The 13,166-nt window shown below is 70.3% G+C and carries 15 protein-coding genes; 5 read left to right on the plus strand and 10 right to left on the minus strand.

Annotation, left to right across the window (positions count from 1 at the left end):
- From ACFUUZ_RS24365 to ACFUUZ_RS24380, 4 genes are all read right to left on the minus strand, one after another.
- Positions 1 to 2,085: tetratricopeptide repeat protein (locus tag ACFUUZ_RS24365; RefSeq protein WP_378699966.1), on the minus strand; the 2,085-nt coding region annotated here is incomplete at its 3' end.
- 95 nt (positions 2,086 to 2,180) lie between these two features.
- Complete coding sequence (locus ACFUUZ_RS24370) at positions 2,181 to 2,651, minus strand: hypothetical protein (protein ID WP_378699968.1); 471 nt, start codon at positions 2,649 to 2,651, stop codon at positions 2,181 to 2,183.
- A gap of 239 nt (positions 2,652 to 2,890) precedes the next feature.
- Positions 2,891 to 3,082: a DUF397 domain-containing protein gene (locus ACFUUZ_RS24375; protein ID WP_378699970.1), complete on the minus strand. Its 192-nt coding sequence runs from the start codon at positions 3,080 to 3,082 to the stop codon at positions 2,891 to 2,893.
- On the minus strand, positions 3,079 to 3,951 hold the full coding sequence (locus tag ACFUUZ_RS24380; protein WP_378699971.1) for a helix-turn-helix domain-containing protein: 873 nt from the start codon (positions 3,949 to 3,951) through the stop codon (positions 3,079 to 3,081). The genes ACFUUZ_RS24375 and ACFUUZ_RS24380 overlap by 4 nt, the downstream gene beginning before the upstream one ends.
- 125 nt (positions 3,952 to 4,076) lie before the next feature.
- Here ACFUUZ_RS24380 and ACFUUZ_RS24385 point away from each other — a divergent pair, with 125 nt between their 5' ends.
- Complete coding sequence (locus ACFUUZ_RS24385; protein ID WP_378699972.1) at positions 4,077 to 4,286, plus strand: hypothetical protein; 210 nt, start codon at positions 4,077 to 4,079, stop codon at positions 4,284 to 4,286.
- A 56-nt stretch (positions 4,287 to 4,342) separates the two neighbouring features.
- Here the strand turns inward: ACFUUZ_RS24385 and ACFUUZ_RS24390 are convergent, their stop codons facing one another.
- The 3 genes from ACFUUZ_RS24390 to ACFUUZ_RS24400 all read right to left on the minus strand — a co-directional run bounded on the left by ACFUUZ_RS24390 (position 4,343) and on the right by ACFUUZ_RS24400 (position 6,682).
- Entirely contained in the window at positions 4,343 to 5,128 is a 786-nt protein-coding gene (locus ACFUUZ_RS24390; protein WP_378699973.1) for an ABC transporter permease, read from the minus strand.
- Positions 5,125 to 6,072, minus strand: coding sequence for an ATP-binding cassette domain-containing protein (locus tag ACFUUZ_RS24395; protein ID WP_378699974.1), 948 nt, complete (start codon positions 6,070 to 6,072; stop codon positions 5,125 to 5,127). The genes ACFUUZ_RS24390 and ACFUUZ_RS24395 overlap by 4 nt, the downstream gene beginning before the upstream one ends.
- Before the next feature lie 94 nt (positions 6,073 to 6,166).
- Positions 6,167 to 6,682 (minus strand): EXLDI protein, encoded by a 516-nt coding sequence (locus tag ACFUUZ_RS24400; protein ID WP_378699976.1) that lies wholly within the window; start codon positions 6,680 to 6,682, stop codon positions 6,167 to 6,169.
- A gap of 174 nt (positions 6,683 to 6,856) precedes the next feature.
- Between ACFUUZ_RS24400 and ACFUUZ_RS24405 the strand changes: the two genes are divergently transcribed.
- From ACFUUZ_RS24405 to ACFUUZ_RS24420, 4 genes are read left to right on the plus strand one after another with little or no spacing between them, the layout of a single operon-like run.
- Positions 6,857 to 8,650: a thiamine pyrophosphate-binding protein gene (locus ACFUUZ_RS24405; protein WP_378699978.1), complete on the plus strand. Its 1,794-nt coding sequence runs from the start codon at positions 6,857 to 6,859 to the stop codon at positions 8,648 to 8,650.
- The gene (locus ACFUUZ_RS24410; protein WP_378699980.1) at positions 8,647 to 9,291 is read left to right on the plus strand and encodes an SRPBCC family protein; all 645 of its coding nucleotides are present in this window, start codon (positions 8,647 to 8,649) and stop codon (positions 9,289 to 9,291) included. Before ACFUUZ_RS24405 ends, ACFUUZ_RS24410 begins: the two co-directional genes overlap by 4 nt.
- On the plus strand, positions 9,288 to 10,301 hold the full coding sequence (locus ACFUUZ_RS24415; protein ID WP_378699981.1) for a 3-oxoacyl-ACP synthase III family protein: 1,014 nt from the start codon (positions 9,288 to 9,290) through the stop codon (positions 10,299 to 10,301). Before ACFUUZ_RS24410 ends, ACFUUZ_RS24415 begins: the two co-directional genes overlap by 4 nt.
- Positions 10,302 to 10,309: 8 nt before the next feature.
- Positions 10,310 to 11,329 carry a pyridoxal phosphate-dependent aminotransferase gene (locus tag ACFUUZ_RS24420; protein ID WP_378700051.1) on the plus strand — a complete coding sequence of 340 codons (1,020 nt, stop codon included), beginning with the start codon at positions 10,310 to 10,312 and terminating at the stop codon, positions 11,327 to 11,329.
- Between the two features lie 25 nt (positions 11,330 to 11,354).
- Here the strand turns inward: ACFUUZ_RS24420 and ACFUUZ_RS24425 are convergent, their stop codons facing one another.
- Genes ACFUUZ_RS24425 through ACFUUZ_RS24435 form a run of 3 tightly spaced genes read right to left on the minus strand, consistent with a single transcriptional unit; the run spans position 11,355 to position 13,160 of the window.
- Positions 11,355 to 11,720 carry a hypothetical protein gene (locus ACFUUZ_RS24425; protein WP_378699983.1) on the minus strand — a complete coding sequence of 122 codons (366 nt, stop codon included), beginning with the start codon at positions 11,718 to 11,720 and terminating at the stop codon, positions 11,355 to 11,357.
- Positions 11,717 to 12,601 (minus strand): DUF692 domain-containing protein, encoded by an 885-nt coding sequence (locus ACFUUZ_RS24430; protein ID WP_378699985.1) that lies wholly within the window; start codon positions 12,599 to 12,601, stop codon positions 11,717 to 11,719. The genes ACFUUZ_RS24425 and ACFUUZ_RS24430 overlap by 4 nt, the downstream gene beginning before the upstream one ends.
- 40 nt (positions 12,602 to 12,641) lie before the next feature.
- Positions 12,642 to 13,160: a TIGR04222 domain-containing membrane protein gene (locus tag ACFUUZ_RS24435; protein WP_378699987.1), complete on the minus strand. Its 519-nt coding sequence runs from the start codon at positions 13,158 to 13,160 to the stop codon at positions 12,642 to 12,644.
- Positions 13,161 to 13,166 lie beyond the last annotated feature (6 nt).

The following is a 13,166-nucleotide window of genomic DNA, read 5'->3' on the forward strand; positions in this document are numbered from 1 at the left end:
GGGGTGGTCGGCGCCGAGGACCCGCTCCTGCTCGGTGAGAGTCTGCTCGTAGAGCGGAATCGCCTCGGCGAGGCGGCCCGCCGCGTTGTAGGCGGCGGCGAGGTTGTTGCGGGAGGTCAGGGTGCTGGGGTGGTCGGCGCCGAGGACCCGCTCCCGGTCGGTGAGAGTCTGCTCGTAGAGCGGAATCGCCTCGCCGACCCGCCCCGCCGACCTATAGGCGGCGGCGAGGTTGTTGCGGGAGGTCAGGGTGCTGGGGTGGTCGGTACCAAGGACCCGCTCCTGCTCCGTGAGAGTCTGCTCGTAGAGCGGAATCGCCTCGGCGGTCCGGCCCGCCGACCTGTAGGCGTAGGCGAGGTTGTTGCGGGAGGTCAGGGTGCTGGGGTGGTCGGTGCCGAGGACCCGCTCCTGCTCGGTGAGAGTCTGCTCGTAGAGCGGAATCGCCTCGGCGAGGCGGCCCGCCGCGTTGTAGGCGGTGGCGAGGTTGTTGCGGGAGCACAGGGTGTCGGGGTGGCCGGTACCGAGGACCCGCTCCCGGTCGGAGAGGTTGGTCTCGTAGAGCGGGATCGCCTCGGCGGTCCGGCCCGCCGCGTTGTAGGCGTAGGCGAGGTTGTTGCGGGAGGTCAGGGTGTCGGGGTGGCCGGTGCCAAGAACCCGCTCTCGGTCGGAGAGGGTGGTCTCGTAGAGCGGGATCGCCTCGGCGAGGCGGCCTGCCGAGTCGTAGGCGTAGGCGAGGTTGTTGCGGGAGGACAGAGTAGCGGGGTGGTCGGTACCGAGGACCCGCTCCCGGTCGGAGAGGGCCTTGCGGAGGTGATCGAGGGCGTTGGTGTGCAGGCCTTGGCCAGACAGGAACAGTCCGGCGCGGGCGCGGATCGATGCGATGCGGACGGTGGTGTCGTGGGTTGCGCCGGAGGGGGTGTGGTTGGTGAGGGCTTCGATGTGGGGGAGCAGGGTCCGCCAGCGCGGCCAGGTGCCCGGGTCTGTGTGGTCGGGCAGGCTCGCATCCAGGTGGAGACAGGCGCTGGTATGGGCGTGCTCGATCGCCTCGGCGCTGCGGTGTGGATCGGTGGGGTCGGGGCTGCGGGAGACTGCTTGCACGAGCCGGTGAATCGATACCGTGTGCGCGCTCGGGTCGAGGGTGATCATGCTGTAGGCCGCCAACGCCCCGAGCGCGGCGTCGATACCGGCCGGGTTGGCGCCGGCCTCGCCTCGGCACAGCGACAGCGGAATGGCGTCGGGGGCGTACCACGCCATGGTCCGCAGCAACTCCACCGCGGCGGGTTCGATCTCAGCGGTCCGGTCCAGGGTCACCCGCCAGATCCGGGCAATCGTTCGATGCGGGTCGGCGCCGGCGGCGGCCCGGTCGAGGTTCTCGGTGAGCAGGCGCAGGTAGACGGCCGGGGTGGTGAGCCGCTGATGGGCCAGGTAAGCGCCGGCTTGCTCGATGGCCAGCGGCAGGTACCCCAGCGCGGCGCACAGCTCGGGCGCCCCGTCCAGATCACGCGGCCCGGTCGCGGTGGCGAGCCCGGTCAGCAGGTGCTCGGCCTCCTCCGCAGTGAGAACGTCGAGGCAGATCACGGTCGCTCCGGCCTGCCACGGCACCGCCAACCGGCCCGTGATCAGCACCCGCCCGCCGCGTGCGCGCGCCCGGACCGGGGCGATGTCGGCGGGGTGCTCGACATTGTCGAGGATCAGCAGCCACCCGGTGTGAGTGGCCAGCCACTGCAGACCGCGCTCGGCGAGCTCCTCGACCGGCAAAGCTTCGGCCAGGGCGGGCTGCAGCCGGGTCGCGAACGCGGCCAGGCCCTGCTCGACCGCGGTGGGGGAGTCGGCGCGGATCCAGATGATCGGTGCGCACCCGTGCTCGCGGGTGCCGGCCCAGTGAGCGGCCAGGCTGGACTTGCCGACCCCGCCGAGGCCGTGCACCGCGGCCACCACCACCGGCCCGCCACCGCTGACCGCGGCATCGAGGCGGTCGAGTTCGGCTTCGCGGCCGACGAAGCCGTCCGGCCACGGCTCCAGGTTGTCGATCCCCGGCGGGGCGTCGACCTCGGCGATCGGCCGGAAAGCCTCCGCCGGCAGAGTCACCACTCGGGTGTTGACCCCGAGATCGCCGCCGACTGCGGCATTGTTGATCGAGACCGTTGTGCGCGCGGCGGGCGCGGGCTGGGGTGCCGCCGCGCTCAGCGAGGGTGCGGCGGCTCCGAGCTCACCTGCACATCGGTCACCGAGAAATCCCCCGCGGCCTTCACATCCCGGGCGATGACGCCGCTGCCACCGGCAGCGCGGATACCGCGGACCTCGACCCGGCCGGCCTCCACCCGCTCCAGCCGCACCCCCACTACCTCGGCGGCCTTCGGGGAGTGCTGGGCGATCACATCCAGCAATACCTGCACCGCGGCGGCGAGCTCGCTGTCAGCGCTCGCGCCGGTGGCTTCGAGTTCCCCGGCCAGCACCACCTGGCGGGCCGGTACCTGCGGGCGGGCTTCCACGACTTCCACGTCCACGCTCGCGTACCGGCGCCCCAGCAGCTCCTTCACCTGCCGGTAGGCGTCGCCCACGGCGAGTTTCGCGGTCTCGCTCACCCCCGCTGCCAGCCCGGCCGATACCGCCGATGCCGCGGCCATCGCCGCCGCCATGACCTCCGGACCCACCCGGACCACCCCATCTCCCACAACGACCCCGGCACGGAAACGCCGGACGGTGAACCCGCACAAGGTAGCCGAAACCTCGCCCCCGCACCGTCGTTCGACCGATCGACACTCCCTAGGCTAAGCGGATGCCGCGCGTCGGTAAATCGACCGTTTGATAAACGCATGGTGCAAGTTGCGTGGCTCGGGCGCTATCTACCGTTGGCCGATCCAGAACGTAGGCAAGCTCACCGGGCGGCGGGCTATGCCTCGAACTCGCCAGCCGAAATGCCGGCCACAAAGACTGCCCAGGATGCCTTCGGGAACGTCACGACAGCGACATCCGGATTCTTGGAGTCACGGACACTCAGCTTCCCACCCGGCTGGTACGCAACCTCCACGCAATCGCCCTGATCACCGCTGTAACTCGACTTGAACCATCGGGGTGCACTCACCGCTCGAACTCCTTGACCATCTTCCGAAGCAGGCTCCTGCTCACGTCTTCTCCCAGCGTATGTCGTTGCAATCGCCGCGTGACCTCCACGTACTGGGACACTTCGGTCGGCTTCTCGAGGTACATGCTTCCGGTGAACGACTCCACGTGGATAACCGGTGGTGAGGTCGGGTCTTCGAATTCCAACATCGCGTAGTGGCCGATCGGATTGCCCACTGGGATACCTGCGGCGAAGGGGAGCACGCAGACCGAGACATTCGGTCGCTTCCCGACCTCCGCGAGGTGTCGGAGCTGCGCGGCCATCACGGCATCGTCCCCGACCTTGCAGCGGAGCACCGTCTCGTTCAGGATCACCAGCAGGTCGATCGGCTTGTGCCGTCGGGTGATTCGTACCTGCCGTTCCATCCGGAACGCGAGCAGCCGCTTGTGCTCCTCGTCCGACCGTTCGGGGAAGGCGTTCTCGACCAGCGTGAGCGCGTACTCCGGAGTTTGCAGTAGGCCGGGCACGATCGACGGCTGGTAGACCGCGATTCGGTATGCGTCGGCTTCCAGGCCGATGTAGACGTCGAAGTTCGCTGGGATCACGTCGCCGTAGGCGTGCCACCAGCTCTTCTCGCCCGCCTTCAGCAGCAGTCCGATCATTGCTTTGATCTGCTCATCCGGCATCTCATAGATCTGGCAGAGCGCTTCCAGGTCGCGCGCCTTCAACCTGGTCCTATCGGCCGTTTCGAGGCGCTGTAGTACCGATGTACTGATGTCGGCCGCGACCGCTGCTTGTGCGATCGTCAGCTTCACGGCCTGCCTCGCGTCGCGCAGATGCGCGGCGAGCCGCCGACCCGCCAATGTCGAACCGCTGTCCCCCACTGCCACCCCTTGAATCCGTACTGGGTTCCCATACCCGATGGATCGGTTTCTGTTCTGCGCCAACAAGCTACCTTCCACCGGGTTCCCCGTTGGGGATTCCGCAGATAGGGCCTCGGTGGTGTGCTGGGGCAATGAGCGAGAGCATGCATGACGCCCGATTGCAGGCCGCGCGAGCGCGGGCCGCGGCGCGGGGGCTGGCGGTTCGCAATCGGAAGTCCCCGCCCTGGGGATTCGAGCTGCGGAACCTGCGGGGTGAGGTTCTGGACGAGGGCACGCTGACCGATATGGAGCGTGCGATCTCCTCGATCGATCCTGACGATCGCGTGGAGTCGATCAGATGAGAAACGTCCAGCCAGCGGAATGGCTCCGCCGGCTGGACGTAGACGTCAACCGAAGATCAGCGCCCGCGGCGGGCGAAGATCGAGCTGGACCAGAGGAATCCGGCGATTCCGATCCCGAGGCACCAGGCCAGGGCGATGATCCAGGAGTTGCCGATCTCGGTGCCCATGAGCAGCCCGCGCACCGTCTCGGTGATCGGCGTGAAGGGCTGGTACTCCGCGAACTGCCGCATCCCGACCGGCATGGTCTCGGTCGCCACCAGCCCACTGCCGAGGAAGGGCAGCAGGACCACCGGGAAGAGCATGTTGCTGGCGCTCTCCGGGTTGGCGGCCAGGAGCCCGCAGGCGACGGCCACCCAGGTCAGGGAGAAGACCAGCAGGCCGAGCAGGCCGGCCGCGGCCACCCACTCCAGCACCGAGGCGTTCGGCCGCCAGCCGATGAGCAGCGCGACCAGCGTCATGCCGGTCAGCCCGAGGACCGACTGGATGAGCGTGCCGAGCACGTGGCCGGCGAGCACGGCGGGTTGCGCGATGGCCATGGTGCGGAAGCGGTTCACGATGCCCTTGGTCGTGTCGGTGCAGACCGCGACGCAGACCGACACCGTCATGTACGCCGGGATCATGAGCAGCATGCCCGGCGCCAGGTAGTCGATGTACTTGCCGCCGGAGGAGAGCTGGAGCGCGCCACCGAAGACGTAGTTGAAGACCAGCATGAGGATCACCGGCATCACGATGACGCCGAAGACCATGCTCGGATACCGCCTGGCGTGCAGCAGGTTCCGGCGCAGCATGGTGAGCGTGTCAGCGAGCGGCGCGGGCTGCGGGCGGGAGAGGGTGGCGGTCATCGGACGGTCTCCTTCGAGTCGGCGGCGTGCCCGGTGAGGGAGAGGAACACGTCGTCCAGGTTGGGGGTGTGCACGGCGAGACCTGCGGGTTCGAGGTCGTGCAGGTCGAGGCGGTCGAGTACGGCGCGGAGGGCGGCGACGCTGCCGTCGCTGGGGACGGCGAGGGTGAACTCCTCCCCGAGGATCTGCGCGGTGTCGAGGACGGCGGTGGCGCGGTCCAGCGCGGCGGCGTCGGTGAAGCGGAGGCGGATGTGGCCGCCGGGGACCAGGCGCTTGAGCTCGGCGGCGGTGCCCTCGGCGACGATGCGGCCCTTGTCGAGGACGGCGATGCGGTCGGCGAGTTCGTCCGCCTCCTCGAGGTACTGGGTGGTGAGGAAGACGGTGACGCCGTCGTCGTCGACCAGGGAGCGGATGATCTGCCACATGGAGCGGCGGCTGCGGGGGTCGAGGCCGGTGGTCGGCTCGTCCAGGAAGATGATGCGCGGGGCGCCGACCAGCGTCATGGCCAGGTCGAGGCGGCGGGTCATGCCGCCGGAGTAGGTGGCTGCGGTGCGGGCGCCCGCCTCCACCAGGTCGAAGCGGGCGAGGAGTTCGTCGGCGAGGCGTTTGCCCTCGGCTCGGGGCAGGTGGTGCAGGTCGGCCATGAGCAGGAGGTTCTCGCGGCCGGTGAGGAGTTCGTCGACGGCGGAGAACTGGCCGGTGACGCCGATGGCGCCGCGCACCGCGGTGCGTTCGGTCGCGACGTCGTGGCCCGCTACCTGGACGGTGCCGTCCTCGGCGTCGATGAGGGTGCTGAGGATCTGGACCGTCGTGGTCTTGCCCGCGCCGTTCGGGCCGAGCAGGGAGAAGACCGTGCCCTGCGGGACGGTGAGGTCGATGCCGTCGAGCACGGTCTGCTCGCCGTAGGACTTGCGCAGGTTGCGCACGGTGATCGCCGGTGTCATGGCGTTCCCTTTCATCAACGAGTACGAATGTATGCATGTTTTAGCTACACCGCCCCCGGGGCGGGGATTCGGTGCTGGAAGGGTGCGTCGAGGGTTAGATGTCGAGGTCCTCCACCTGGGGGTGACCGGCGATATCCGCCACGCGTTCGTAGAGCTTTTCCGGGATCTTGCCCTTCAATTCGGGGCAGTCGTCGACGATCTCCATGCGGAAATCGCCCCAGTCGAGTTCGCCGATGCCGAGCATGCGGCGCCAGCTCTTCCAGTCCCGCAGCGAGCCGGTCTCGGTGGGGTACTCGTCCCACTCGCTGATGCGGGTGTGGGCGACGAATTTGCCCTTGCGGCTGCGGAATACCCGGGCGTGCAGTGCCCGCTGGTCGTCCATGTCGTTCAGCTCGCCGAGCAGGACACCGGAGAACCGGACCTGCCTGGCGCCGTTGTGCCCGACCCGGAGCACGATCTCCTCGAAACCTTCCAGCCTGCCCTCTTCCAGTTCGATGAACCGGCGGAGGGCCGTGGTGACGGCGCCGGAGAGGTTGCCGCCGACGAGTTCCTGTGCCCGTTGGAAGAGGGGGAGGTCGGAGTCGGCTACGTAGATCGTCTTGTTGGGCATGAGACGACTATACGTAGATGTATATGTAGAGCGCAAGCCTCAATGTCGGCGGCCGGGTGAACCGGCGGCCGGCGGGTTCCGTGTCTTCTCCCGACGGGCCGTGTGAACGTCGGCACGGGCCACCGCGATGACGTAGGTGGGCTTGCCGTTCGGCCCCCGAAGGAGGTGGTATCCGTGCCCGATCGAGTGGCCGATCATCTGGTCCGCGCTGTGGCCGCGCTCGGTGCGCGGCAGCTCTTCGGGGTGGGTGGGGCCAATATCGAGGACGTCTACGACGCTGTTTTCGCGTCCGGGGGTGCGGTGCGTGCGGTTGTCGCCAAACACGAGTTCTCGGCTGCCACCATGGCCGACGGGTATGCGCGGGCCTCGGCCGGGATCGGTGTCGTAGCCGCGACCTCCGGTGGTGGGGCGATGAATCTTGTTCCCGGACTTGCGGAGTCGTTCACCTCGCGGGTTCCGGTGCTGGCGTTGATCGGTCAGCCGCCGCGCGCTGGTGAGGGGAACGGCGCGTTCCAGGACACTAGCGGGTTGGCGGGGACCATCGACGCGGAGAGTCTGTTCGGGACGATCACCGGGTACTGCGCTCGGGTGCGCGGTGGGGCCGAGTTGCCGGGGCACCTGGATGCCGCCGCGCTCGCGTTGCGGCGTGGGCTGCCTGCGGCGCTGTTGCTGCCCAAAGATGTTCAGCAGGAGTTGATCACGCTGCCGGAGTGGGTGCCGCCCGCCGCGGTGCCCCGGCACGACGTAGCCCGGCTGGCCGAGGTGCGGTCGTTGCTCGCGGCGGCGGGCGAGGTGCTGGTGCTGGCCGGGGCGCAGGTCGGGATGGACGATGCCAGGGGTGAGCTGGCGCGGCTGGTCGGGTTGCTCGGCGCCGCGGTCGGGGTGGCGCCGGACGCCAAGGACGTCTATGACCAGGGTGCGCCCGGGTTCCGCGGGGTCGCGGGGACCATGGGGCACCCGGAGCTCGGGGCCGCGCTCGCGGCGGCGAGGGTGTGTCTGCTGGTCGGTAGCACACTGCCGGGGCCTGCGCGGACCGGGCTCGACCTGTCCGGGGTGTCGGTGCTGTCGATCGGGCACAGCGAGCCGCACCCGCGGGCCCTACACGCGCACAGCTCGGATCTGCGGCACACCCTCACCGTCCTCGCGGACGCGCTGGAGCCGGGATCGTGTACCGCGGCTCTTCGCGCAGCGCAGTCCGGAAGCGGGGTGCGCGTGCCGAACCACCCGGACGGGAACGGGCAGACCACGGGCCGTACGCAAGCTTCCTGCGCGAACGAGCCGAAGCCTGGCCACCGCGCCGGGACCGCGATACTCGCGCGCGAGTCGGCCGCTCCGCGCGAAGGCGCCCTGACCCGGCTCCCGGTTCCAGAGTCCACCGGACCCGGTCTCCGCTACCGCACCGTGGTCGACGCCATCACCGCCGCGCTCCCGCCGGGCAGCGACGTCTTCGCCGACGCGGGCAATACCGGCGCCGCGGTCGTCCACCACCTGCGGGTGCCGGAGGGCGGCCGCTTCGTGGTCGCGCTCGGCATGGGCGGCATGGGCTACGCCTTCGGCGCCGCGATCGGCGCGTGCCTGGCCCGCGGCAGGCGCACCGTGGTGATCGCGGGCGACGGCGCCTTCTACATGCACGGCATGGAGCTGCACACCGCCATCCAGCTCGACCTGCCGCTCACCGTGGTCGTCTTCGACAACAGCGCGCACGGCATGTGCCTGACCCGCGAGCAGCTCTACTACGGCGACCGCTACAGCTTCAACCGCTTCCGCCCGGCCGACCTCGGCGCGGGCATGGCCGCCATGTTCCCCGGCCTGCCCGCCCGGTCGGTGCGCACAGCCGACGACCTGAGCGCCGCGCTATCCGCGGCATTCGACACCCCCGGCCCCTCGTTCATCGCGGTGACCTGCGACCCCGACGAGATTCCCCCGTTCCTGCCCTTCCTGTCCAACCCCTCCAGGAGTACCCCGTGACCGCTCTCAGCGATATCCCCGTCCCCGTCGTCCCCGGCGTCCTGCGCGTCGAGAACTCGGACCGGGACGCGACGCTACCCGTGATCCTCGACCGATTGCGCTCGGTGTACCCGCACGACGAGGTGTTCGGCACCTTCTGCCCGGTGCACATCGTGATCGACGCCCCACCGCGCGAGGTCTACGAGTACCTCGCGCACACCCAGTCGCTGGCCGAGTGGACCTACAGCCTGCGCGGCTTCGTCGAGACCGACGAGCCGGGGCTCTGGCAGGCGTGGGACAAGCTGGCCGAGGACACCGAGATCTACGCCCGCACCGTCGCCCACCCGGACAGCATGACCGTCGACTACCACTGCGCCTGGGACCAGGGCGAACACCTGTGGATGATCTACCTCATGCGGGTCGTCGACGCGCAGGTCGTCTTCAACCGGCCCGGCTCGGTCGTGCTCTGGACCAACTGTCACCACCCCTTCTACGAGCAGAACCCGTTCCCGGAGAAGGGCCCGCGGGACCGCGAGGGTTGGGTCGGCGACTTCTGGCCGCTCTTCGGCCCCGGCCACCAGCTGGAGCTGGACAACCTCAAGGCCATCTGCGAATACCGGGCCGCCAACGGCCTCCCGCTGACCCCGGAGTGGATGCGATGAGCACCGTCAGCCTGGTCGACGTCGCCTCCTACCTGCCCGGCGAGCCGGTCGGCACGGAGTACTTCACGCGGTATTCGCGGTCGGAGCGGCAGGCGCGCAACGTCATGTTCCGCGCGCCCGCCGCCCGGCACCACATCGCGCCGGGCGAGACCGCGGTGGACATGATCGAGCGCGCCACCGCCCCGCTCATCGAGCGACACGGGCGCGACCTGATCAGCACTGTCGACGTGCTGCTCACCCACGTGCAGCTGCCGGACAACCCGGTGCTCGGCTCCGGCCCCGAGGTGGCGCGCAGGCTGGGCGCGCGCCCGGAGCACGTGCTCGACGTGCACAACGGGGGCTGCGCGGCCTTCATCCACATGATGGCGCTGGCCGCGAATCTGCTGCGGGCGAGCGGCGGTCGGACCGCGCTCATCGCGGCGGCGCAGAACTGCGCGGGGCCGGTCTTCACGCAATCCGAGATCCGCGGGATGCCGCAGGCGCCGGTGCCCGGCGACGGCTGCGGGGTCGGGCTGCTGATCCGGGACGACACCGCGCCGATCCTGGACACGGAGTGCCGGACCTACCCGGAGTACGCCGGTGACATGGCGTTCTCCACCGGCAGCGAGCGGCGCTACTGGGAGCCGGGGGACGGGCAGGCCTGCGTGCGGTTCTCCGACTCCAAGGTGGCGGCGGTGCTGGCGCGCGGGAATCGGCTGGTGCCGGAGGTGGCGTTCGCCGTCTGCGACCGGATCGGGAGCAAGAGCAGCGAGGTCGACACGCTGGTCACCAACCAGCCGAACCGGCTCTTCCTGCGGAACTGGCACGATGCGCTGGAGCTCCCGGCCGAGCGGCACCCGGACACCTTCGATCGCTGCGGCAACCTGTTCGCCGCGGGTATTCCGGTGACGCTCGACCAGGAGAACCGGGCGGGCAGGTTGCGCAACGGGTCGACGGTGCTGCTCTCCGCCTTCGCGCACGCGGGGGATTTCGCGGCCGCGGCGGCCGTGCGCTGGGGGGCGGCGCGGTGAGCGTTCGGATCCACCCCGGTGATACGACGCCGCGCGACGGCACCTCCGGTGGGTTGCGCCGCTTCGACCTGAGTCTGAGCGAGAATCCGTTTCCGCCGTTGCCGTCGGTGCTGGCGGCGGTGCAGCGGGAGTTGGCCGCGGCCAACCGGTATCCGGAGTTCCTGCCGGAGAAGTTGCCCGCGCTGATCGCCCGGGAGTTGCGGGTGCATCCCGATCAGGTGGCGGTCGGGTCGGGGGCCACCGGGGTCGCCATGCAGGTGCTGCGGGCGGTGGTGGCGCCGGGGCGGAGCATGGTGTTCGCGGCGCCGACCTTCGACGGGTACCCGATCATGGCCGAGATGGCCGGGGTGCGGGCGGTCGCGGTGCCGCTCGAGGCCGACGGGCAGCAGGATGTCAGGGCGCTGCGTCGGGCGATCGACCGGCATACCCGGTTGCTGGTGGTGTGTCGGCCGCACAACCCCACCGGTACCGTGCTGCCGCTTGCCGCGTTGGAGGGGTTGCTGGCCCGGGTTCCGTCACGAGTGACGGTGCTGCTCGACGAGGCGTACATGGAGTTCCTGGATCGGGCCGACCGGCCTGATCTGGGTTACCTGATCGGGCGGTATCGGAATCTGCTGGTCCTGCGCACGTTTTCGAAGGCGTACGGGCTGGCCGGGTTGCGGATCGGGTACGCCGTGGGTGATATCGAGTTGGCGCGGCGGGTGCGGACTCAGCAGCTTCCGTTCGGGCTCGGGGCGGCGGCGGGGGCTGCGGTCGCCGCTTCGTATGCCGCTACCGAGGAGCTGCGGGTTCGGGTTCGGCGGATCACCGAGGAGCGGGATCTGTTGCGGGCTGGGCTGTACTCGATGGGGATCGAGGTGCCGGAGAGTCACGCCAATTTCCTCTACCTGCCTGGGCCGGGGGCTTCGAATGCGCTGCGGCGGCGGGGAATCAAGGGGCGGTGTTATCCCGATGGGAGTGCGCGGATCGCGGTCGGGGATCCGGAGGCGGGGCGGGCGGTGTTGCGGGCCATGCGGGTTCCGCGGTGAAGGTTGTCCCGCGCGGGTGAAATGGTCAGCGGCGGAACCAGCGGCGTTTCGGTTGTCGGGCGAGGCCGTGCGCTTTAGCGAAGGCCGCAGCGTCGTCCTCCACCGAGGTGGGCGGGCGGCCGCGGGCCCATGCGGTGAACCTGTCCGGGAAGTCGGGGCCGATCTGCTGGGCGAGTAGGGGGTAGCGCTTGGCTACCAGGCCTGCGCGTTTGCGGAGCAGAGCGGTGGCGGTCGGGGTGAGGTCGTCCCGATCGAAACCGGATGGTGGCGGGCCGTCGGCTACCAGGGCGCGGACGAGCTCGGCCTGGCGGGTGGCGAGGTCGGGGGTTGCGCTCGGTTCAGCGGCGGACCCGTTGTCGGGCGGAGCCGGGGTCGCGGCGTCTCGCGTCACCGCCGGACCCCGGTGCCGGGTGCGGTCGCGGCCCGTCGATCACGGACTGCTTCCCGAGTTGTTGTGGTGATCCGTTCCCGCCCGGCGGCATCGGCGATGGCGTCCAACTCGGCGCGCAGTTCCGCCGCGGGCGGGTAGTTGCCGTCCCGCTCCAGCATGAGCGGGACGTCGCGGTCCGCCGCGAACTCGCCGACCAGCTCCAGCACGGCCGTCGGCACCGCTGCGGTGTGCGTGTCGTGGTAGCGCCCGTCCACCTCGTGACCGCCTGCGATGTGGCAGTAGGCGATCCGCTCGGTGGGCAGCCTGCGCAGCTCGGCGTGCAGGTCGCGGCCCCGGTTGCGGGCGTTGGCGTACACATTGGCGATATCGAGCAGCAGGTACACGCCGGTGCGCTCGACAAGTTCGGCCAAGAACTCGGCCTCGTTGAATTCGTCCTCCGGCCAGTCGAAGTGGCTGGTGATGTTCTCCACCGCGAGCGGGACCGGCAGCTCGGCCGTGGTGCGCGCGATATTCGCCGTGAGCGCGTCGAGCGCCGCCCGCGTGCGCGGCACCGGGAGCAGGTGCCCCGCCTCGAGCCCGCCCGCCCTGACGAATGCGACGTGCTCGCTGACCAGCGGCGCGTTCAGCTCTCGCGCGCTCTGTGCCAGGTGCGCCACCCGCTCCGGCAGGACCGGATCGGCGCCGCCGAGCGAGAGCGAGACGCCGTGCGGCACCACCGGAATGCCACGATCGCGCAGTGCGGCGAGTTCGTCCGGCACCCCGTGCGCCACCGTCTCCGCGATCACCTCGCAGAACCCGAGCCCGGGCAGACCGGCGACGACCCCGCAGATCTCCGGTCGCCACCCGAGCCCGAGCGCCCGCACCGGAAGCAGGGCCGTCATCGCCCTGCCCCGCGCCGGCGCACGCCGAGCTTCCGGCCCACTATCCGCCGCAGCCGCCGCCACCGCCGCACCCTCCGCCGCCGCAGCTGCTGCCACTGCTGCCGCTGTCGCCGCCGCCACCACCGCTGTCCCACCCCGACGACGACGGCGGCTCGGCCGCGCTCGCCAGCCCGGCATCGAAGGTGAGCAGCGCCGCGCCGCCGAACAGCGCCGCACCGAGCGCGGCGGTGTGCAGACCGTAGGTCTCGTAGGAGGGCGCGTTCTGCGGCCGCAGGTACCCGTTGGCGATCACGGCGTGCGTGGTCGCGGCCCGGCCGAGCGCGGTCACCCGCGGGACCCGGGTGATCAGGAATGCGGCCAAACCGAGCAAGACCAGCAGGATGAAGAGGAACCCGACTCCGTTCCCGTTCGCGATCCCGGCGATGAACCGCACCACCCCGAGCAGCCCGACGATCAGGATCGGCATGGCCGCGTCCCGCAGCTCCCGCCGGAACGCGGGCTGCGGCAGGTAGCCGCGCTCGACCAGCCCGGCACGCAGCAGCTTCAGCTCCGGCGCCACTGCCCC

The sequence above is a fragment of the Nocardia sp. NPDC057353 genome, from assembly GCF_042667085.1.
GTDB lineage: Bacteria > Actinomycetota > Actinomycetes > Mycobacteriales > Mycobacteriaceae > Nocardia.